Source organism: Blastomonas aquatica (genome assembly GCF_014639875.1).
Taxonomy (GTDB): domain Bacteria; phylum Pseudomonadota; class Alphaproteobacteria; order Sphingomonadales; family Sphingomonadaceae; genus Blastomonas; species Blastomonas aquatica.
Map to the genome: position 1 here is coordinate 190,865 of NZ_BMGD01000001.1, position 21,349 is coordinate 212,213.

Sequence of the window (21,349 nt, forward strand, 5' to 3'; positions counted from 1 at the left end):
GAACGATGATGATCGTGGCATGTTCCATCGAGCCGCCCCGACCTTGGCGAAGGCCCGCTATAGGGTCGGCCTTGCTGCATGCGCTTCGACGCCCTGGGGCTGAAGCTCCGTATCTCAGAGCTTGGCTTGAACTGGATACAGCTATGAGCGGGGTCGGTGAGACCAGTCCAGCGATAGTGTCACCCGCCGAGAGGCCGCTTTTGCGTAAAGACCTGAAATACGCAAGGACCAACCGCGCTGTTGCCACTGGCACCGGATGCGACGGCAAGGGATTGAACGCCTGCCTTCGCAGGAGACCGAGATGGAGCGCTTAGGAAACGCTCGAAGGATCAGAAGCGGAATTCGGTTCCGACGTACACAGCTTGGCTGTCATACTGTTCGTTGGTCAGGCCGGTCAGGCGATCCCGCTCGCTGCGCAGGCGGATGCCAGCGGTGACATCGAGATTGCGGGTGACCTTGTACGCGCCGCCAACGTCAAGCGAGTAGCTGCCCTGGTCGTTGAACGGACGAACCGCACGGGTGGTCGGCGCCTGGATGTCGTCCAGTTCGATCCGCGGGGTGAAACGGCTCTTGCGCGCCGAATCGCTGCGGCCAAGCTGGTCGATATCGGGCAGAGCCTCGTCCTGCTGGCGGATGCTGGCAGGCAGCGCAAACTTGGTGAAGCCCTTGGCCACGCCGAGGCTGAAGGCCGTCGGTGTGATCTGGACCAGACCTGTGCCCTGGCCGCCATCGCTGGCCAGGTCAGGGCGGATATTGATCGCCTTGGCCGAGTCGGGCCGGACGCGGACTGCAATGGTCAGCGCGCGGGTGCCATTGGTGGCAGAGGCAGCTGGCGTGAAGCGGAACATCTTGTCGCCGCGCAATGCCGAGAACTTGAGCTTATCGGCAAGCCGGGGGTCAACCGATGCCGGGGTGAACGATCCGATGCCGCCACGGACATCAATCGACACGGGACGCGAGTCGAAGCCGGACGAAAATGCCAGCGCAATCGACGGCACCAACGCCGCGGAGCTGAGCAAAAGCCCCGAAATCGCCAATTTTTTAAACACACCCGCGTTCATGATTCAATTCCGACCCCACTTCGTCCCTGATCAACGTGTTACCACAAAATCAGGTTCCTGAATGCCCAATGCCCGGCATACCAAAATTTAATCTCAGACCGTTGCATACAATCCACAATGTCGATCGACCTTGCCCCTGCGGGCACTGCCAAGCGACGCTCTGGACCACCTCCCCAGACGCTGCGGACAAGCCGCTACACCCAAGAATACCGGGCGATAACTTGCTGGTGCATGAACGCGCGAGGCAGTGCGCTTGTGCTTGCCCAAGGCTATAAAGCAATTATAGAAGGCCGCTGTTTCTCGCGTCAGTTGTGTAAGGATTTTGTCATGCCTGTTCTTCCTTTTGCCCGCGCCGCGATCGGTGCTGTCGGCACGCTGACGCTGCTTTCCGCATGTGGCGGCGGCCAGGAACGGCCTGAGGCAGACCTTGCCGCCAGCCAGGTGACCACCATCGGCGTCAACAGCTATCTGTGGCGCGCATCGCTTGACGCCCTGTCGTTCATGCCGCTGTTGCAGGCAGACAGCGCAGGCGGCGTGATCGTGACCGACTGGTATGCCAACCCGCAGACCCCGGGTGAACGGATGAAGGTCACCGTTTCGATCCTCGACCAGGATCTGCGCGCCGATGCGCTGCGCGTCGCTGCCAGCCGCCAGGTTAACCAGACCGGCCAGTGGGTCGATGCCCCGGTCCGCGCCGCCACTGTGCAGAAGCTGGAAGAAGTCATCCTCACCAAGGCCCGCGATTTGCGCCAATCTGCTATTCGCGAATAACCTCACCCCTCCAGAGGCGATACAATGAACGAGAAGACGCGGTTCAATCCGCTGGCCGCCGATTCCCGCTGGCAATCGGTGTGGGACGACCGTCAGTCCTTCAAGGCGGACAGCAACAGCGCCAAGAAAAAGGCGTACGTGCTCGAGATGTTTCCCTATCCATCGGGACGCATCCATATCGGCCATGTCCGCAACTACACCATGGGCGATGTCATCGCGCGCTATCGCCGGATGCAGGGCTTTGAAGTGCTGCACCCGATGGGCTGGGACGCCTTTGGCATGCCTGCGGAAAACGCCGCGATGGAAAAGGGCGTCCACCCCGGCGGCTGGACCCGCGACAACATTGCCGCGATGCGCAAGCAGCTCAAACGGCTGGGCTTCGCGCTAGACTGGAGCCGAGAGCTGGCCACCTGCGAGCCCGAATATTACGGCCACGAACAGGCGCTGTTCCTCGATCTGTATGCCGCTGGCCTTGTCTATCGTAAGGAAAGCGCGGTCAACTGGGACCCGGTCGACCAGACCGTGCTCGCCAACGAACAGGTCATCGACGGCAAGGGCTGGCGCTCGGGCGCGCAGGTCGAACGGCGCAAGCTTAGCCAGTGGTTCCTCAAGATTACCGATTTCGCCGACGAGCTGCTCGAGGGCCTGGATACCTTGGGCGACTGGCCCGAAAAGGTCCGCTCGATGCAGGCGAACTGGATCGGCAAGTCGCAGGGGCTCACGTTCAGCTTCAACGTGACGGGCTCTGAGACGATCCCGGTCTATTCCACCCGGCCAGACACCATCTTTGGCGCGAGCTTTGTCGCGATCGCCGCCGACCACCCCATTGCGCAAGCCATCGCGGCGGACAATCCGCAAGCCGCCGCGTTCATCGAGCGATGCAAGGCCGGCGGCACCACCGCAGCCGAGCTGGAGACCGCCGAGAAATTGGGCTTCGATACCGGGTTGCGTGCGATCCATCCGTTCGACCTCAGCTGGGAACTGCCCGTGTTCATTGCCAATTTCGTGCTGATGGACTATGGCACCGGCGCGGTGATGGGCGTGCCGGCACATGATCAGCGCGATCTCGATTTCGCGCGCAAATACATGCTGCCGGTGCCGCGTGTCGTTGCAGCCGAGGGTGACGAGGACGTCGCTATCCAGACCGAGGCCTATACCGGCCCCGGGCGGATCATCAATTCCAGCTTCCTTGATGGCATGGGCGTCGATGAGGCCAAGGCGGCCGTCATCGAACGCGCCGAGGCCGAAGGCTGGGGCGAAGGCACCACCGTATGGCGGCTGCGCGATTGGGGCGTCTCGCGCCAGCGCTATTGGGGCACGCCGATCCCGTTCATCCATTGCGAAGCGTGCGGCGTCGTTCCGGTGCCCAAGGACCAACTGCCCGTCGTGCTGCCAGAGGATGTCAGCTTCGAGATCCCCGGCAATCCGCTGGCGCGTCACCCGACGTGGAAGCATGTCGATTGCCCGAAATGCGGCAAGCCTGCGCAGCGTGAAACCGACACGCTCGACACCTTCGTCGATTCGAGCTGGTACTTCCTGCGCTTTGCCAGCCAGCCGACCGACAAGCCGTTCGATCGCGCCGAGATCGCCAAATGGCTGCCCGTGGGCCAGTATATCGGCGGGGTCGAGCATGCGATCCTGCATTTGCTCTACGCCCGCTTCTGGACGCGTGCGCTGGCCCGGATCGACAAGCTGGATGTCGCCGAACCGTTCGCCAGCCTGTTCACGCAAGGCATGGTGACGCACCAGACCTGGCAGGACACCCATGGCAAATGGCTGGGCCCCGACCAGGTCGAAAAGCGCGGTGAGGACTGGATCATCACCGACACCGGCGAGGCGGCGATTGCCGGCCGGGTCGAGAAGATGTCCAAGTCCAAGAAGAACGTGGTCGATCCCGACGAGATCGTGAACCAGTACGGCGCCGATGCGGTGCGCTGGTTCATGCTGTCCGACAGCCCGCCCGAGCGCGATCTGCCGTGGAGCGAAGCGGGCATCGAAGGCTGCTGGCGTTTCGTCCAGCGGCTGTGGCGGGTGTTCAACTCGGTCGAGGCCGCCGAAGGGCAGGACAAGCCGCTCGAGCGCAAGCTGCACCAGACGATCGATCTGATCGGCAAGGATATCGAGGCGCTGGCCTTCAACAAGGCAGTGGCGCGGCTGTACGAACTGACCAACGCGATCGAGAAGGCGGAGAAATCCGCCAGCCGCAATATCGCCATCCGCGCGCTTGCCCGGCTGGTCGCGCCGATGGTGCCGCATCTGGCCGAAGAGGCCTGGGAGCTGATGGAAGGCCACGGCCTGATCGCCGATGCCGCTTGGCCCGAGGTCGATCCTGCCCTGCTGGTCGAGGACGAGGTCACCATCGCGGTGCAGATCAAGGGCAAATTGCGCGATACGCTGACCGTGGCCAAGGGCCTGCCCAACGAAGAGCTCGAACGGCTTGCGCTGGCGTCGGACAAGGTGCAGCGTAGCCTCGACGGCGCAGAGATCCGCAAGGTGATCGTGGTGCCTGACCGGCTGGTCAATCTGGTGGTGTGATGGTGATGAACGTTTTCTCTGCAAATCCTCCCCGGAACGGGGAGGGGGACCACGAAGTGGTGGAGGGGAAACGTCTGGGCGATGGTCCTGGGACGATGTGCAATACCGCTTCCCCTCCACCATCCTGCGGATGGTCCCCCTCCCCGTTCCGGGGAGGATTTTGATGCCCCGCCTCCTTCTCCCCCTCGCGCTGCTCGCCCTCACCCTCTCTGCCTGCGGAATGCAACCGCTGTACTCATCCGGAACGCAAGGCGCGGTCGCGACCACTTTGGGCGATGTTACCGTCGCACCGATCCAGGGCCGTGCAGGCTGGCTGGTCAAGAACGCGCTCGACGACAGGCTCGATGCGCTGGGCGGCGGCAACAGCCGGTTCCAGTTGCAGGTGGTGCTAGACGACCAGATCACCGGCTTCGGCCTGCTCGCCAACGATCAGGTGACGCGCGAACGCCGCACTTTGCGCGCGCGCTATCAATTGATCGAGAACGCAACCGGCGAGATCGTGTTTGACGCCACCGCAGCATCGGACGCCGGTATCGATATCGTCAGCAGCGAATATGCGACGATCGCCGGGGAAAACCGCGCGCTGGAAAATCTGTCGCTCGAGATCGCCGACCAGATCGTCACCCGGCTGTCTCTGTTCGCGCGCGAGCTCGCTCCCGCCCAATGACGGGCACGGTGCAATGAAAGCGGACGCTGCAGCGGTCCGTGCGCTGGCGCGCAAACCGCGCGCCGAAATCCGTCTGTACCTGATTTTCGGCACCGATGATGGCGGCAACGCCGCGCTGGCGGCCACGATCGCCGAAAGCTTCGGCAAGGGCATCGAGCGCACCGATCTCGACGGATCGCAGCTGTCGCGGGACCCCTCGCTGCTCGCTGCCGAAGCCGCCTCGATGTCGCTGTTCGGCGACACCCGCTATATCCGCGTCACCACCACCGGCGAGGAGAGCCTGCCCGCAGTCGAATCGCTTCTTGCAGCAACCAAGACGATCAACCCGGTAATCATGCTGGCAAGCGGCATCAGCGAAAAGTCACGGATCGCCAAGGCGGCGCTCGCCGCATCCAACGCGCTCGCGGTACAGACCAAGCTGCCCGGCCCTGACGACATGGCCCGGATCGTCGCCGAACTCGGGCGCGAAGCCGGGCTGACGATCGAGCCGGATCTGGCGCACGTCATCGCGGGCTTCACCGCAGCCGACCGCAGGCTTGCAGCGCAGGAGATCGAGAAGCTCTCACTCTATCTCGATTCGTCGCCCGCCGAACCCAAGGCGGTGACCCGAGAGGCGATCACCGCGTTGCGCGCCGATGCCGAGGACGATGCGATGCAGCCGATCATTTCGGCTGCGCTGTCGGGAGACCTCAAGCGCCTGCCCGAAGAACTGAAACGGATGCGGGAGCAGGCGGTGTCAGAGGTTGGCCTGGTGATCGTCATGCAAAAGCAGGTGATGCAGCTCGCCGCCGCAGCCCAGCGGATGGGCAATGCGCGCGATATCGCCGGCTGGGTGAAGCAGGAAACGCAAAGCAGGCGGTTGTGGGGCGGAGGCAGCCAGCAGGACTGGACCCGTCAGCTGCGCGCCTGGGGCCGCCCTCAACAGATGGCGCGGCTGATCGAACGATTGCTGATGCTGCAACAGACGATGATGCGCGCCACCCCCGGCCCCGCGCTGCTGCTCGAGCAGGAATTGCTCGAAATCGCCCGGGTCGCCGCACGCGCGTCTTGACTGTTTCACCAGTCGGCCCATGTTGAAGCTCCCCAGGAGAGAAACATGGCAGACACCAAAATCAGTCCCGCCTCAAGTGACGCCGATTGGCGCGCGAAGCTTAGCCCCGAACAATATCACGTGCTGCGTGAAGGCGGCACCGAGCGGGCGTTCACCGGCAAGTATAACGATCACAAGGGCGATGGCATGTACCGCTGCGCAGGCTGCGGCGCGCCGTTGTTCGAATCCGATGCCAAGTACAACAGCGGATCGGGTTGGCCGAGCTTCACCGCGCCGGTCGAAGGCGAGGCGGTTACCGAGATTGTCGATTCGAGCCACGGCATGATCCGCACCGAGGTGCGCTGCGCACGCTGCGAAGGACATCTGGGCCATGTGTTCCCCGATGGTCCGGGACCTGCAGGTTTGCGTTATTGCATGAACAGCGCTTCGTTAGAGTTTGATCCTAACAAGGATTGAAGGCTCCGCGCGCGTCCCGTTTTCCGGCGAAAGCCGGAATCCAGGGGCGAGATTACGCTGTAGCCGCTCTGGGCTCCGGCTTTCGCCGGAGAACGGGTTAGATAGGATGGCACCCCATCTAACCCCGCCGCCGCCTTAACACGATATACAGCGCCCCATCCCCGCCATGCCGGGGGTGGGCATTGCGCACTGCCGCGATGTCGGCTGCATGGCGCGAGGATTGCAGCCAGTCGGACACCGCCCCGCGGATCGCGCCGCGACCGCTCTCGGGAGAGCGCGCCTTGCCGGTGATCAGCAGCATCAGCCGCATGTCCGCCGCCTTGGCCTGCCCCAGCGCCATATCAAGCCGCGCATAGGCGCTGGCGAGGGTGTGGCCGTGCAGATCGATCGTGACATCGGGCTGCACCCCGCCCTTGGCCAACCGCCGGTCCCAGTGCCCGTCAAGATTGCCTGCAACTGAGGGTCGCGGCGCCTCGGTGAAGGTCCAGGAGGGGGTGGGTTTGATCACTCTCCCCTCCCGCAGGCGGGAGGGGTCGGCCAAAGCCGCAGGCTTTGCGGCGGGGGTGGGCCTGAGCGGCACGCCGGACTTTACAGGCCCACCCCCGGGCTGCCCGGCCTTGCCGGACATCCCTGCCCCTCCCGCAGGCGGCAGGGGAGAAGACGGCACCTTGTCCTTGAACGGCTCGCAGGTTGCGATCACCCGCTTCCACAGAGCCGCTTCCGCATCAGAAAGCGGCCGCCTGCTCATATCTCAGCGCGCCTGCCGCGCCAGCCGGTCATAGCTGCCGCGCGGCAGCAGGATCAGCGCCAGACCGCGCGCAGACATGCCGCCGGCGATGACCTTCGCCTGCTCCCCTGCACCCCAGAAGGTGTCGAAACGGTTGGCCCCCTTGATCGCGCCGCCGGTATCCTGCGCTACCCACAACCCGTTGGGCTCGGCGCGGTCCATCGCCAGGAACACCGGCGCGCCCAAAGGCACGAACTTGGGATCGGAAGCAACGCTGCTGCCGGCCTCGACCTGATAACCCAGCGCACCCAGCGGGCCGGGTCCGGTGAGTTCGCGGAAGAAGACGAAGCTCTTGTTCTCGCGCATGATGGCGCGGCCCTCTTCGGGGTTAGCGCGAAGATAGGCAACGATGCCCTGCATGCTCGCCTGTCCCGGAGCGAGCAGACCGCGCGTCCGCATCAAGGCACCGATGCCGGTGTAATCGCGGCCGTTTTGGCTGGCATAGCCGATACGCACCACCGAACCATCGGGCGCGCGAAGACGGCCGGATCCTTGTACCTGCAAGAAGAAAAAATCGATCTCGTCCGCCGCCCAGGCGATGATCGGAGCACGGTTGCCCAGCGACCCCTGCTCGATCTGGGTGCGGTCGTCATAGGGCACCAGATCCGTGCCCTTGAGCTTGCCGCGCACGCGCTTGCCCACCCAATCAGATGAAAACTGCGACAGGTCGACATCGATCAGATCAGAGGGACGACCATAGACCGGCACCTCGAAGCCGGGACGGCGGGTGCGCGATCCGGCGATCTCGGGTTCGAAATAGCCGGTGGCAAAGCCTGCCCCCTCGCCCACCTGCACCGCTTCGAACTGGTCAGCGAAAAAGCGCGCGGCATCGCTATCGGGCCAGCGCGCGGCGGCATCGCACGGTGCGCGCCAGTCCTCGGGCCGCGTCAGGCCGCTGGCATCGGCCCGCTTGACCACCGACGGGCAGGTCAGCCGGAAGGCAGCGAGCGCGGTGCGCGCATCCTCAGCCGCGATCGGAAGGCTGGCGATCGCCGGGCCCCGCCGCAACATCTGTCCGGCCGCCTGGGTGATATCGGTGCTGGCGATCACTCCGGCACCGGTCATCGCGGGCAGCGGCGTGGCCCGGGGAATGGTGTAAGTCGAGGCGGGAGCCGATGGCGATGGAACCACAGGCCGACCCAAGCGCTGCGGCTCAGCCGATGGCGGCACGTTTTCGTAGGGAAGATTGGCACGCGGTGGCGGAGCGCTGCCCGTTCCGCCGGGGACGACGCCCGCGCATGCCGTAAGACTCAGCAGGGCCAGGCCCGCAGCAAGCTGCCGCACCGCACTCCCCCTGCGCGAAGGCATCAGGCCTGGTCGGTTTCGACCAGAATCCAGTTGGGATCATTGCTGCGCAGGTCGCGAGCGAATGTCCACAGATCATGCGTCTCTACCGCGTCGGTCAGCGAACCTGCAACCAATTCGCCATCGGGGCCCCGCACGACTGCCGCGATATCGGCATCGAACCGCACTGTGATACGCGCCGTCGGGGTATCGTATTCGGCATCGACGATACGTGCTTCGTCAATGCGAACCAGGCGGTTTTCGAGCGTTTCTCCGCGCTCGGTGCGCTGGTCGATCGAGCTCGAGAAGCTTTCATACACTTCATCGTCGCACAGGTTACGAAGGTCTTCGCGGTTGCCCGCCCAGAAGGCTTCCAAGATCATGCCATAGGCCGCCTTGGCGCCTTCGCGGAAACGCGCGACATCAAAGCTGCGGTCGGCGGTCAGCATCTGGCGGATGCCAGGCTCAGCGGCGATATCGAACACAGTCGACGTTCCGGGTGTCATCGCGGCGGGCTTGTCGTCGAGCTGCGGGCGCTCGATCGAGGCCGGACGATTGGCTGCAGGGCTGTCCATACCGCGGGTGAGCGGTTCCTGCTCATGTCCCGTGCGTTTGCCGAGGACCGAATACAGGCGAAGGCCCAAAAACGCTGCAACCATGGCCAAGATGATGATTTCTACCGTCACAATTCTTCCCGTATACCCGCCCGCTTCAACCAAGATACTGTCAAAAGGTCAGCGTGAAAGCACAACATAGGGAATGTTGGCCAATATGCAAATTGCTTTGGCCGACAAAAACATGCATCCGCCTGTGCTTTCGCGAAGCCTTGCACCGCGCGGAAAGCGGGATTAGAGCGCCGCGCAAGAGGCGCTGGCTGCGCCACTCAATGAAAGGGATTATCCATGGCCGAAGACGGCACCGTAAGCTCGCAAAATCCGCTGCTGAATGGCGCATCCGGCCCGCAGGCAGGCCTGATTTCGCAGTATGTCAAGGATCTCTCGGTCGAGAACCCCAATGCTCCCGACAGTTTCCAATGGCCGGGCCAGCTCGCGTTCGATGTCCAGTTCCGCGCCGAATCGCGCCAGTTGAACGACGAAGTGCATGAAATGATCTGCACCTATATCATCGCTGCCAAGGCCGAGCAGGGCACTGCCTATCTGGTCGAGCTGGCTTATGGCGCGCTGGTTGGCATCCGCGGGATGGACGAGGAGCAGGTCCGCCGGTTCCTGTTCGCCGACACCCCGCGCATGGTCTTTCCGACCATCCGCCTGATTCTGGGCAACGTCATCCGCGATGCGGGCTTCCCGCCGCTGGTGCTCGAGCCGATCGATTTTGCCGCTTTGTACGAACAGCAGAGCCAGGACCCCAATTTCGGTGCACCGATGCCGCCGGCTGAAGGCAACGCCTGAACCAGAAACGCGATAGGGCGGGCCTGGCATGAATCTGCTCCGCGCCGTATCCACCATCGGCGGGCTGACCTTGGTCAGCCGGGTGCTGGGTATGGTGCGCGACATGCTGATGGCGCGCTATGTCGGCGCAGGCATGGCCGCCGATGCCTTCCTGATCGCGTGGCGGCTGCCCAACCTGTTCCGAGCACTGTTTGCCGAAGGCGCGTTTGCCGCGGTGTTCGTGCCGATGTTCAACCGCAAGCTTGCCGAAGCTGACACCGCCGAGCCGGGCACCGGAATGGACACCGCGCGCGCGTTTGCAGGCCAGGTGCTCTCGGTGCTGGTGCCGTTCCTGATCGTGTTCACCGCGATCATGATGCTGGCCGCCGGCCCCGTCGTCTATGCGATGACCGGCGGCTTTCCCGATGGCGGGCCCGAGAAATTCGCGCTTGCCCGGCATCTGACGATCATCACCTTCCCCTATCTCGGGCTGATTTCGCTGGTCTCGCTGCTCGGCGGCATCCTCAATTCGATCAATAAGTTCTGGGTCAACGCGGCAGCCCCGATCCTGCTCAACATCTGCATGATCACAGCGCTGGTGGTGTTTCGCGGGCAGAGCGAGGCCGACACCGCCATCACCCAGGCGATTGCGGTGACGGTCGCAGGCGTGTTGCAGCTGGCGTGGCTGATCCTTGCCTGCCGCGCCAACGGCATCGTACTCAAGCTTTCGCGCCCGCGGCTCTCGCCCGACGTCAAGGCGATGCTGGTGCTGATCGCACCTGCCGCGATCGGTCAGGGCGCGATCCAGTTCAACCTGCTGATCTCGACCTCGCTCGCCGCGCGTTACCTGAGCGAGGGCGCGGTGTCGTGGATCTATTATGCCGACCGGCTCAACCAGCTGCCCTTGGGGCTGATCGGAATCGGAGTGGGCACCGCGATCCTGCCGATGCTTTCGCGCCAGATCGGCAGCGGTGACCCGAAGGCTGCCAACAACACCCAGAACCGCGCGCTCGAACTCGCATTGTTCCTCGCGCTGCCTGCCGCGGTGGCGCTCGTCGTGGCCGCCGTTCCGATCATCCATGGCGTGTTCCAGTATGGCGCGTTCACCGCCGCCGACACGGTTGCTACCGCACGCGTGCTCGCCGCGTTCTCGTGCGGGGTGCCGGCCTATGTGCTGATCAAGGTGCTGACCCCGGGCTTCTACGCCCGCGCCGACACCAAGACCCCGGTGCGGCTGGCGTTGATCGCGATGGTGGTGAACCTCGTCGGCAACCTTATCCTGATCTGGCCTCTGGGGCATGTCGGGGTAGGCGTGGCGACCGCGATCTCGGCCTGGGTCAATGTCGGCCTGCTGTTCGGCGTGCTCTACAAGCGCGGCCACATCAAGCCCGATGCGCGGCTGATCGCCAAGCTCTGGCGTATTCTGGTCGCAGCGGCCGTGATGGGCGTGGCGCTGTGGCTGGGTTCGCGATTGGCAGACAGCTTCATGGACGGCCGCCTGATCGAGCGGATCGCGACACTTGCCGTCTTGTGCGGCGGCGGCGCGGCGTTGTATGGCCTCGCAGCGCTGGCGCTGGGCACCTACCGGCTCGGCGACATCAAGGCGATGCTGCGCCGCAAGGCGTGAGGCAGCGACATACCTTCCCGCATTCAGCGAAAGAGAACAACATCATGCGCGTCCTTTCCGGTATCCAGCCGACCGGCAATCTGCATCTGGGCAACTATCTGGGCGCGATCCGCAACTGGGTGAAGATGCAGGACGAGATGGACGCGGCCACAGATTCTTCAGGCAGCGCGTGCTATTTCTTCCTCGCCGATCTGCACTCGATCACCGTGACCGAAGAGCGCGAAACCCGCGTCCGCAACGTGCGCGAGATGGCGGCCGCGCTCATCGCCTGCGGCATCGATGCCGATCGCAGCGTGCTGTTCAACCAGGCGCGGGTGCCCGCGCATGCCGAGATGGCGTGGCTGCTCAACGGCACCGCGCGGATCGGCTGGCTGAACCGCATGACCCAGTTCAAGGACAAGGCGGGCAAGAACCGCGAAGGCGCCAGCATCGGGCTGTTCGTCTATCCGGTGCTTCAGGCCGCCGACATTCTGCTGTACCAGGCAACGCACGTGCCGGTGGGCGAGGACCAGAAGCAGCATCTGGAACTGACCCGCGACATCGCCACCAAGTTCAACACCGATTTCGGGGTCGAATTGTTCACCCTGCCCGACCCGTACATCCCCAAGGAATCGGCGCGGATCATGTCCTTGCGCGACGGCACCGCCAAGATGTCCAAGTCCGATCCATCCGAGATGAGCCGGATCAGCCTGACCGATGACGACGATGCGATCGCGCAGAAGATCCGCAAGGCCAAGACCGACCCCGAGCCGCTGCCCGAGCTGGCATCCGCGCTCGAAGGCCGCCCCGAGGCGCTCAACCTTGTCGGCATCTATGCGACGCTGACCGAAACGACTCCCGATGCCGTGTGCGCGCAGTTCGCAGGCCAGGGCTTTGGTGCTTTCAAGCCTGCGCTGGCAGACGTGCTGGTCGAAACGCTTCGCCCGATTCGCGAACGCTTTGTCGAACTCAAGGATGACGACACCGCGCTCGACGCAATCCTCGTCAAGGGCGCGGAGAAGGCCCGCGCTGTCGCGCAGCCGACGCTCGAGGGGGCATATGAAGCATTGGGGCTGATGCGCTGACTCATCGTTTGAGCGCATTATACGTTCAAACGGGGTTCATTCGCGATCAGTTATTCCTATATTCATAAATGGATCGCGCAGGATCGCGCCGGTCCATGATGGAGATAATACATGACTGCTCGCAGCCGCTTTACCCGCCGCGCCGCGTTGATCGCAGTGCCCGCGCTGGCGCTCGCGCTATCGGCCTGTGCGACCCCATTCAAGGCCGACGTGGCGCGCTTCCAGGCGCTTCCGGCTCCTCAGGGACAGAGCTTCGTCGTGACAGCATCCGATCCGCGTCTGCAGGGCGGGCTTGAGTTCGGCCAGTATGCCGGGATTGTTACCCGCCAGATGACGCAATTGGGCTATGTTCCTGCCAGTGATGCCTCGCGTGCCGATATGGTGGTGAGCTTTGCCTATATGGTCGACAACGGCCGCGAACGCGTCGTATCCGATGGCTTCGGTGGTGGATTTGGCGGCGGTTGGGGCGGCTTCGGCCCCGGCTTCGGCCCATGGGGTGGTGGCTTTGGTCGCCGTGCCTTCGGCTTCGGCTATTATGACCCGTTCATCTTTGGCCCCGGCTGGAACAACAATGTGCGCAGCTACACCGTCTACACCAGCGAGATCGACCTGAAGATCGATCGCGTCGCCGATAACAGCCGCCTGTTCGAAGGCAAGGCAGAGGCGCAGTCGCGCAGCAAGAACCTGCAGTATCTGGTGCCCAACCTGGTCGAGGCGATCTTCACCGACTTCCCGGGCCAGTCGGGCGAAACGGTACGCATTTCGATCGCGCCCGAAGGCGAAAAGACCGTCAGGCCGGTTCGCCAGCGGCGGTAACGGCGCGCTTCTCTCCCCTCCCGCCTGCGGGAGGGGAAAAAGCGAACTACACCCCCGTCGAGCCGAAGCCCCCTGCCCCGCGCGCTGTGTCGTCGAGGTCATCGACCTCGGCAAAGCCCGCGCGCTGCACCGGGGCCGCCACCAGTTGCGCGATGCGGTCTCCGCGCCGGATCGGAAACGGCGCATCGCCGTGGTTGATCAGCAGCACCTTGAGCTCACCGCGATAATCGCTGTCGATCGTCCCGGGGGTGTTGGGCACGGTAATCCCATGCTTGAACGCCAGGCCCGAGCGCGGGCGCACCTGCACTTCATAGCCATCGGGGATCGCCATCGTAAAGCCGGTGGCGACCGCATGCCGCTGCCCCGGCATCAGGTCGAGCTCTTCGGCAGCCACCACATCCATCCCCGCCGCACCCTGGGTCGCATAAGCGGGTACCGGCAATCCTGCACCATGCTCGAGCCGCTTGAGCCGGATCGTGATCGGCGGCAGCGGATGTTCAGCGGACGGCATCGGCGATTTTCTCCATGAGTTTGCGCGCGACCTGATCCTTGGGCAGGCTGTCCCAGCTTTCCACGCCATCACGGGTGACGATGTGCACCGCGTTGTCGCTGCCACCCATCACGCTTTGTCCATTGGGACCCGAAACATCGTTGGCGACGATCCAGTCGCAGCCTTTTCGCGCCAGTTTGGCCTGTGCATGCGCGATGACGTTCTCGGTTTCTGCAGCGAAGCCGATCAGCAGTTCAGGCCGCCGTGCATCGGTCGCCAACCCCGCGAGGATGTCCGGGTTCTCGGTCAGCCGGAGCGCAGGCAGCACTCCGCCGGTCTTCTTGATCTTCTGCTGGGCCGAATCGGCCGTCCGCCAGTCGGCCACCGCTGCAACCAGAATTGCGACATCGGCAGGCAGCGCCGCATCGACGGCGGCCGCCATCTCGCGCGCGGTTTCAACGTTGTGGCGATGAACCCCGGTTGGGGTCGGCAGTTGCACTGGCCCTGCGATCAGATGCACCTCGGCGCCCAATTCCGCCGCCGCCGCCGCAATCGCAAACCCCTGCTTCCCGCTCGACCGGTTGGCGATGTAACGCACCGGATCGATCGGTTCGTGCGTGGGCCCCGCAGTGATCAGTACGCGCTTGCCCTGCAATGGAAGGTGTTCGCGTGCGCGCAAAGACAGCGCTGCGCGAATCTCCGTCATGATCGCGGCAGGCTCGGGCAACCGGCCCGGGCCGAATTCGCCACACGCCATCGCACCATCATCGGGATCGATCACGCGCACCCCGTCGGCGCGCAATTGCGTGACGTTGCGCTGCGTCGCGGTGTGCTGCCACATCCGCACGTTCATCGCGGGGACCGCAAGCACCGGGGTATCGGTGGCGAGCAGCACCGTGGTCGCCAGGCTGTCGGAAATCCCCGCGGCCATCTTGGCGAGCAGATCGGCCGTCGCCGGGCACACCACGATCAGGTCGGCTTCACGACTGAGCTGGATATGCCCCATCTCGGTCTCGTTCTTGAGATCCCACAGAGTGGTGAACACCTCGTTCTCGCTCAAGGCTGCCAGCGTCATCGGGGTGATGAACTGCGCGCCGCCATCAGTCAGGACGCACCGGACGGTCATCCCCGCCCTGCGGATCAGCCGGATCAGCTCGCACGCCTTGTAGGCCGCAATGCCGCCTCCGACGATCAGCAGGATATGGGGTGTTTTCATGGCCAGCAGCGGTAATTGCTACAGGCCTTCCGGTCAACGATACAGCCAGCCGTCGAGCAGACGGACCGAACCGGGTTCGAAGCGCCTGGAATAGTCGGTCACCGGCCGGCTCTCGCCGCAGCGATACAGCGGGCCCGACACGACCCGCTGCCGATGCAGCACCGTCAGAACGATTCCATACACCAGAGCGCACAGCGCAGCGTCGATCAGCCGCCCGGACAGCCGGTCCAGCGCCATCACGGCATCGGGCAGAACGCCAAAGACATCGACCAAACCGATCACATGACCACACGCCAGGGCCGCCAGCAGCGCTGCCAGATGATCGCGAAACTTCGCCAGGGTCGAACGGTTCGTCATGCGAGCGATCTATACCCGGGAACGCGTGTGTGCTGTGAGACAGATCGCAGCGCCGCAAAAAGGCGTCGCCCGGGGCCTTGCGGATTACAGGCCGATCTTGCCCAGCGCCCAGTCGAGGTCCTCGATCACGTCGTCGACATCCTCAAGCCCGACATTCAACCGCAGCATGTCCTCAGTGATGCCGACCGCCAGCCGCGCCTCTTCGCCCAGGCCATGGTGCGTGGTCGAGCTGGGATGGGTCATCAGCGAGCGCGAATCGCCGATGTTGTTCGAGATATCGATCAGCTCGAGCCCGTTGAGCAGGCCGTGCGCCCGCTCCCTGCCACCGCCTAGATACACCGAGAAGATCGGTCCGGCCGCTTCCATCTGCGCCATCGCCAGGTTGTGCTGGGGGTGGCTGGCAAGGCCCGGATAGTTCACACGCTCGATCCGCCCTTCGAGGAAGCTGGCGACCTTGAGCGCGTTCTCGCTCTGACGGCGGATGCGCAGGTCGAGCGTCTCGAGCCCCTTGAGCACCACCCAGGCGTTGAAAGCGCTGAGCGTTGGCCCGGTGTTACGGATGAACGGAAGCAATGTGTTGTTGACGAAATCGTCGGTGCCGCACACCGCGCCAGCCAGCACGCGGCCCTGCCCGTCCATCATCTTGGTTGCGCTATAGGCGACGACGTCCGCACCGAACTCCATCGGGCGCTGGAGCACGTTGGTGGCAAACGCGTTATCGACGACCGAAGTGATTCCATGCGCGCGCGCAATGTCGCACACCGCCTGCATGTCGATGATGTCCATCGTCGGATTGGCGGGGGTCTCGAAGAAAAAGACTTTCGTGTTGGGCCGGATCGCGGCCTCCCACTGGTCGAGCTCGCGCCCGTCGATGATCGTCGTCTCGATCCCGAATTTGGGCAGCAGGCTGTCGGTCAGCCAGCGGCACGAGCCGAACAATGCGCGGCTGGCAACGACATGATCGCCCATCTGCAGCTGGCATAGCAAAGCTGCCGTCATCGCGGCCATGCCGCTCGCCATGCAGCGCGTCGCCTCGGCTCCTTCCATCAACGAGATGCGCTTCTCGAGCATTTCGACCGTGGGGTTCTGCAGGCGGCTGTAGGTCATCCCCGATTGCTCGCCGTTGAAGCGCGCAGCGGCATCCTCGGCACAGTCATAGGCATAGCCTGAGGTGAGGAACAGCGCCTCGGAGGTCTCGCCGAACTCGCTTCGTGCAGTGCCGCCCCGGATCGCGCGGGTGGCAGGGCGCCAGCGGCTGGTGATGGCGGGGTCTTGTCCGGCGTTACGCTTCATTGGGGAGCCTTGTTTGCTGCTATGGAAAACCGGGCGCTATATGCGCGTGTGTGCGGCGCGGGGAAAGTGGGAATCAACGATGAGGCCGGCACGCAGCTATCGCGTCGAGTTGCGCCCGCGTTCGGGTGCTTCTTGCGATGCGATCGCCTGCGGGCTGATCGAGACGCCGTGCAACCGCCAGCGACCCTCGACCCACTGAAAGAAGAAATCGAAGAACAAGGCAGTGGGCCTCAGCCCGAAATAGCCCCGCACCCGGATCACGCCGGGTTCCGCCACCGATGGCGGCTCGGTATAGGTCGGCGCGAGCAGCAGCGCGCTCGACAGATCAACGCGGCTTTCGCGGATGCTCGCGAACACCTCGCCCAGCCGCGCCGCGTTGTTCACCACCTGGAAACCGGGTGACGAAATGTCCCGCAGCACCGAATAATTGCCCGACAGATTGGCGTGGTGCACCGCAGTCATGGTCGACCAGAGCAGCTTGGCGAGTTCGAGCTCGCTGGGTACCGGCTCGACCGAGATCGGCGGTTGTGCCGCCTGCGGCTGCCCCTGGGCCATGGCGGCCACCGGCAGGCCAAAGGCCAGCGCGGCAAGCAAAAAGGCCGGGACAAAACGCCCCGGCCGAGTGTTCAGTAATCGCATAACGCTCCTTACCAAGCGATCCGGCCTGACCGGATAATCCGAGCTTACCAGGCGACTTGGAAACCGCCGCGCGCGCCGACCGAACCGCTGTTGAAGCCGACACCGATGCCGGCCGACACAGACGCGTTTTCGGCGACACGAGCGGTAATAGCCGTGGTCAGTGATGCCTGGTCTTCATAGTAGCCAACACCGCCCGACAGCGCAAAGGTGGTGCCCGGCGGCAGCGCAGGCGATTCCATCGCCAGCGCCATCGCCACGCCCTCGTTCGCCCGCTCGATCGCCCGGCGATTGATGTCGGTGAGATCGAACAGCGTGTTGACCTGTCCGCTCAGCGCGTTGACCTGCGCGTTCGAGGCGAAGGTGTTCACAGGTGCCCCGACACCGATGGTGCCGCTCGAGTCGGTTGTGACGATCGAGGTTGTGCCGCTCTGCGCCGCAGTACTTGCCGCCAGATCGCCGATCGTCACCGAGCTTCCGGTGCCGCCGAGCTTGATCTGCCCGGCGCGGTTGGCCACCGCGCCGTTGCCGATGGCGACCGAGTTGGTGAAGGCCGCCGACGTCTGGTTGCCGATCGCGATAGCGCCCGCGCCCGATGCGACAGCCGCCTCGCCCACCGAGACCGAGCGCACGCCCGATGCCACCGCGAGGTGGCCCAGCGCAGTTGCCCGCTCTCCGGTGGCTTCGGCACGCCAGCCATAAGCGGTCGCCGCAGTGGCGGTTGCCAGCGCCTGGCCGCCGACCGCCGTCGTCGATGCACCGGTGGCCTGGGTTGCGCGTCCCGAGGTGCCGTCCCGGTTGCCGCCGATCGCGATGGCGTCGCCGCCGCTTGCCACCGCAGTGTTGCCGATCGCGATCGCGTTGGTGCCGCTGGCGACCGAGAGGTTGCCGACAGCAACGCTCAATGCGCCCGAGGAGTTGGCGGCCTCACCCACCGCAGTCGAGCGTACGCCCGAGGCGTTGGCAAGGTGCCCCAGCGCCGTGGCGCGTTCGGCCACCGCTTCTGCGCGCCAGCCAAACGCGGTGGCGGCCGTGGCGGTCGCGAACGCGCGGCCACCGACCGCAGTGCTCGATTGCGCCGTGGCGACCGCGCTGAGCCCCATCGCGACCGATTCGACCCCGGTCGAAAGCGCATCGTTGCCGATCGCGATCGAACCGACCCCCGAGGCGACTGCTCCCAGCGCATCGGCATCACCGCCATCCTCGCCAATCGCGATCGATTGTGCGCCGGTTGCGCGGGCATTCGAACCGTAAGCCGCCGACCCGGTGCCGGTCGCCTGCGCGCCTGCTCCCACGGCGGTCGATCCCGAGGCGATCGCACCTGCACCCACTGCGGTGGCGCCCGGACTGGTCGCCTGCGCGCCTTCGCCGACGGCGGTCGCATCGACAGAGCTGGCCACCGCGCCGTTGCCGACCGCGGTCGAGTCTTCAGCAGAAGCGCTCGCGCCGACGCCGATCTGGGTGCTATCGACCCCGGTGCCGATTCCCGATCCCGGGGGCGCTGCCGCCACCGCGATCAGGTTGCCCGCCGAATCGATCGTGAGGAAGAATTGCGATCCCGCCGGGACAATTCCGGCCAGACCCGCAAAGCGATAGCTGTGGTTGGCCGCGCCCAGCACGAACTGGTTGTTCGCGGTGGCAACCGATCCGCTGCCGATGACGATCGAGTTGCTGAACATCCCGGTAGATGCCGCGTTGCCGATAGCGATCGAGAAATCGCCGCTGGCGATCGCGCTCTTGCCCAGCGCCAGCGAGCGGATCCCGCCTGCCACCGCCTGATGGCCGACTGCCAGCGAAAGCTCGCCGGTGGCGCGCGCCTGCCAGCCGAAGGTCTGCGACCCCCGGCCCGACGCAACCGATTCGCCCCCCACCGCCGTGGCATGGAATCCCGAGGCCAGCGCCTGATCACCGACGGCGACAGCATCTTCGTCCGATGCAACCGCAAGGTTGCCAACCGCGACCGAAGTCCCCAGCGAGGTGGTATTGGCGCTGTTGGTCGATGCCTGGTTGCCGATCGCAACCGAGTTGATTGCCGAGGCCACCGCGCTCTTGCCCACAGCGGTCGAGCGCACGCCTGTGGCCTGGGCCTGATGGCCCGATGCCAGCGAGAGTTCGCCCGAGGCCACCGCCTGCCAGCCGAAGCTTTGCGCGCCGCGCCCCGAGGCAACCGATTCTCCGCCCACCGCGGTAGCGTGGAAGCCCGAGGCCAGGGCAAGATCACCGACGGCGACCGCATCTTCATCAGTCGCACTGGCCAGGTTGCCGATGGCAACCGCGGTCAGCGCGGCGGCATTGGCTGCCTCACCCACCGCCAGCGAGCGGACGCCGGTGGCGTTGGCAAGGTGGCCCAGAGCGTGCGCGCGTTCGGCATTGGCGTTGGCGCGCCAGCCGATCGAGGTTGCCCCCGGACCGATCGCATCGGCCTCGCCGCCGATGGCGACGGTCGAGTTGCCGATCGCACGCGCGCCGGTACCGGCATCGTCACCGCCGATCGCGAGTGCGTCGATGCCATCTGCGGTTGCATTGTCTCCTAACGCGATCGCCGAGGCACCGGTGGCCGTCGCCCCCGCCTGGGTGGAGTTGACTGCAAGATAGTTGAGCCGCGTCGCATTGGCCGTGGTCGTCGATGCGACCGCATTGAGCTGTGCAAGGTTCACCGCGTCGGTCAGCGAAGTGCCGGCCGCAACGTTGACGATCTGCCGTTCACCGCCCGCCGTGCCGACCGATACCGTGCCCCCGCGATCGGCGATCGAGCCCGACCCCAAGGCGACCGAGTTAAGCCCGGTTGCCTGAGCGGCGTTGCCAATTGCGGTGCTGAAATCGGCGGCTGCGGTGGCGCGGCTGCCCAGCGCGCTCGAATTGGCACCACCCGCCAATGCGCTCTTGCCGATCGAAGTGGCTTCCAGTCCCGAGGCATCGGCCTGGTGACCGACAGCAACCGCAGTGCGGCCCGATGCCCTGGCCTGCCAGCCAAAGGCCTGGCTGCCGACACCCGAGGCAACCGATTCGCCGCCAATCGCCGTCGCATGGAAACCCGATGCGTTGGCGCGGTCGCCCAGCGCCACCGCGTCCTCTTGCGTGGCTCGTGCCAGGTTGCCAATTGCGACCGCAGTGCCTTCCGATACCGCGCCTGAAGGCGTCATGCCCACTGTGACCGTGGTTGCCTGCAAACCAATGGCGATCGAGCCGTCTGTCGGGGATACCGCCTGCCTTCCAATCGCGACGCTGTTGGCACCAGAAGCGTTGGCGAAGCTGCCCAAAGCCAGCGATTGGGCACCAGATGCGTTCGCACTGTCGCCAAAAGCGTGTGCGAGACTACCCGATGCGACGGCAAAGTTCCCGACTGCGGTCGCATTGTTGCCCGACGCACTTGCTGCTGCCCCCACCGCAGTGGCCTGAAAGCCTGCCGATACGGCCCTGGCACCCAGCGCGGTGCTGAAACTGCCACTCGCCGTGCTTTGATTGCCGACCGCAGTCGAACCGGGAGCGCTGGCAACCGAACCCACGCCACATTCGGTCGACTCAGCAGGGTCATCCGCATTGCCCGGAATGCCGTCCGGCCCAGCATTCACATTGCAAGGAGCCGTCGCATCGGCGTGCGCAGGGCTTGCAATAGCAATGGCCGCAGCACTCGACGCCAGAAAAAGCGTGGATCGCAACGCTTTAGCGTTGTTGGGGAAGGTTTTCATGGGTCCGCTCCTTGTTCAATGACAAGGCGGGTGTTGCCCCCGGCTATACTTCAACTCATGCGACCCTGCTCGCCGAGTGGTAATTAACCAGCCGGGTGGGAAGGTAGCAGACGATAGCCAATGATCAAGCCCCAGAAATAGCCTCTATTTTGTCACAAACA

The 21,349-nt window shown here is 64.7% G+C and carries 19 protein-coding genes; 9 read left to right on the forward strand and 10 right to left on the reverse strand.

Annotated features, from left to right (window positions below; translation table 11 throughout):
• Positions 1 to 329: 329 nt before the first annotated feature.
• Positions 330 to 1,061: a hypothetical protein gene (locus tag IEW00_RS00890; RefSeq protein WP_229736735.1), complete on the reverse strand. Its 732-nt coding sequence runs from the start codon at positions 1,059 to 1,061 to the stop codon at positions 330 to 332.
• A 327-nt stretch (positions 1,062 to 1,388) separates the two neighbouring features.
• Here IEW00_RS00890 and IEW00_RS00895 point away from each other — a divergent pair, with 327 nt between their 5' ends.
• The 5 genes from IEW00_RS00895 (at position 1,389) to msrB (ending at position 6,541) form a co-directional block, all read left to right on the forward strand.
• The gene (locus IEW00_RS00895) at positions 1,389 to 1,832 is read left to right on the forward strand and encodes a DUF3576 domain-containing protein (protein WP_188512486.1); all 444 of its coding nucleotides are present in this window, start codon (positions 1,389 to 1,391) and stop codon (positions 1,830 to 1,832) included.
• Between the two features lie 24 nt (positions 1,833 to 1,856).
• Positions 1,857 to 4,367, forward strand: coding sequence for a leucine--tRNA ligase (gene leuS / locus IEW00_RS00900; protein ID WP_188512487.1), 2,511 nt, complete (start codon positions 1,857 to 1,859; stop codon positions 4,365 to 4,367).
• A 163-nt stretch (positions 4,368 to 4,530) separates the two neighbouring features.
• Entirely contained in the window at positions 4,531 to 5,034 is a 504-nt protein-coding gene (gene lptE, locus IEW00_RS00905) for an LPS assembly lipoprotein LptE (protein WP_188512488.1), read from the forward strand.
• Positions 5,035 to 5,047: 13 nt separating this feature from the next.
• Positions 5,048 to 6,085, forward strand: a complete 1,038-nt coding sequence (gene holA / locus IEW00_RS00910) for a DNA polymerase III subunit delta (protein WP_188512489.1) — start codon at positions 5,048 to 5,050, stop codon at positions 6,083 to 6,085.
• 45 nt (positions 6,086 to 6,130) lie between these two features.
• The gene (gene msrB, locus IEW00_RS00915; RefSeq protein ID WP_188512490.1) at positions 6,131 to 6,541 is read left to right on the forward strand and encodes a peptide-methionine (R)-S-oxide reductase MsrB; all 411 of its coding nucleotides are present in this window, start codon (positions 6,131 to 6,133) and stop codon (positions 6,539 to 6,541) included.
• Positions 6,542 to 6,659: 118 nt separating this feature from the next.
• On the opposite strand, the gene IEW00_RS17620 is transcribed toward msrB, so the two are convergent.
• The 3 genes from IEW00_RS17620 to IEW00_RS00930 all read right to left on the reverse strand — a co-directional run bounded on the left by IEW00_RS17620 (position 6,660) and on the right by IEW00_RS00930 (position 9,298).
• Complete coding sequence (locus IEW00_RS17620; RefSeq protein WP_308419299.1) at positions 6,660 to 7,049, reverse strand: Smr/MutS family protein; 390 nt, start codon at positions 7,047 to 7,049, stop codon at positions 6,660 to 6,662.
• Between the two features lie 243 nt (positions 7,050 to 7,292).
• Positions 7,293 to 8,636 carry a murein transglycosylase A gene (gene mltA, locus IEW00_RS00925; RefSeq protein WP_188512492.1) on the reverse strand — a complete coding sequence of 448 codons (1,344 nt, stop codon included), beginning with the start codon at positions 8,634 to 8,636 and terminating at the stop codon, positions 7,293 to 7,295.
• Complete coding sequence (locus IEW00_RS00930; protein WP_188512493.1) at positions 8,636 to 9,298, reverse strand: Tim44/TimA family putative adaptor protein; 663 nt, start codon at positions 9,296 to 9,298, stop codon at positions 8,636 to 8,638. Before IEW00_RS00930 ends, mltA begins: the two co-directional genes overlap by 1 nt.
• 216 nt (positions 9,299 to 9,514) lie before the next feature.
• On the opposite strand from IEW00_RS00930, the gene secB reads away from it, so the two are divergent.
• From secB to IEW00_RS00950, 4 genes are all read left to right on the forward strand, one after another.
• On the forward strand, positions 9,515 to 10,021 hold the full coding sequence (gene secB / locus IEW00_RS00935; protein ID WP_188512494.1) for a protein-export chaperone SecB: 507 nt from the start codon (positions 9,515 to 9,517) through the stop codon (positions 10,019 to 10,021).
• A 28-nt stretch (positions 10,022 to 10,049) separates the two neighbouring features.
• Positions 10,050 to 11,627: a murein biosynthesis integral membrane protein MurJ gene (gene murJ, locus IEW00_RS00940; RefSeq protein ID WP_188512495.1), complete on the forward strand. Its 1,578-nt coding sequence runs from the start codon at positions 10,050 to 10,052 to the stop codon at positions 11,625 to 11,627.
• A gap of 44 nt (positions 11,628 to 11,671) precedes the next feature.
• A complete protein-coding gene (gene trpS, locus IEW00_RS00945; RefSeq protein ID WP_188512496.1) occupies positions 11,672 to 12,691 on the forward strand; it encodes a tryptophan--tRNA ligase in 1,020 nt (339 codons plus the stop codon).
• Positions 12,692 to 12,802: 111 nt separating this feature from the next.
• A complete protein-coding gene (locus tag IEW00_RS00950) occupies positions 12,803 to 13,507 on the forward strand; it encodes a DUF4136 domain-containing protein (RefSeq protein WP_188512497.1) in 705 nt (234 codons plus the stop codon).
• A gap of 46 nt (positions 13,508 to 13,553) precedes the next feature.
• Here IEW00_RS00950 and dut read toward each other — a convergent pair whose 3' ends face one another.
• The 6 genes from dut to IEW00_RS00980 form a co-directional block, all read right to left on the reverse strand.
• Positions 13,554 to 14,018 carry a dUTP diphosphatase gene (dut, locus tag IEW00_RS00955; RefSeq protein WP_188512498.1) on the reverse strand — a complete coding sequence of 155 codons (465 nt, stop codon included), beginning with the start codon at positions 14,016 to 14,018 and terminating at the stop codon, positions 13,554 to 13,556.
• On the reverse strand, positions 14,005 to 15,213 hold the full coding sequence (gene coaBC / locus IEW00_RS00960; protein WP_188512499.1) for a bifunctional phosphopantothenoylcysteine decarboxylase/phosphopantothenate--cysteine ligase CoaBC: 1,209 nt from the start codon (positions 15,211 to 15,213) through the stop codon (positions 14,005 to 14,007). The genes dut and coaBC overlap by 14 nt, the downstream gene beginning before the upstream one ends.
• A 33-nt stretch (positions 15,214 to 15,246) precedes the next feature.
• Complete coding sequence (locus tag IEW00_RS00965) at positions 15,247 to 15,570, reverse strand: hypothetical protein (protein WP_188512500.1); 324 nt, start codon at positions 15,568 to 15,570, stop codon at positions 15,247 to 15,249.
• An 84-nt stretch (positions 15,571 to 15,654) separates the two neighbouring features.
• Positions 15,655 to 16,863, reverse strand: a complete 1,209-nt coding sequence (locus tag IEW00_RS00970; protein ID WP_188512501.1) for a trans-sulfuration enzyme family protein — start codon at positions 16,861 to 16,863, stop codon at positions 15,655 to 15,657.
• 96 nt (positions 16,864 to 16,959) lie between these two features.
• The gene (locus IEW00_RS00975; RefSeq protein WP_188512502.1) at positions 16,960 to 17,502 is read right to left on the reverse strand and encodes a hypothetical protein; all 543 of its coding nucleotides are present in this window, start codon (positions 17,500 to 17,502) and stop codon (positions 16,960 to 16,962) included.
• A gap of 44 nt (positions 17,503 to 17,546) precedes the next feature.
• The gene (locus tag IEW00_RS00980; RefSeq protein ID WP_188512503.1) at positions 17,547 to 21,188 is read right to left on the reverse strand and encodes a YadA-like family protein; all 3,642 of its coding nucleotides are present in this window, start codon (positions 21,186 to 21,188) and stop codon (positions 17,547 to 17,549) included.
• Positions 21,189 to 21,349: the final 161 nt, after the last annotated feature.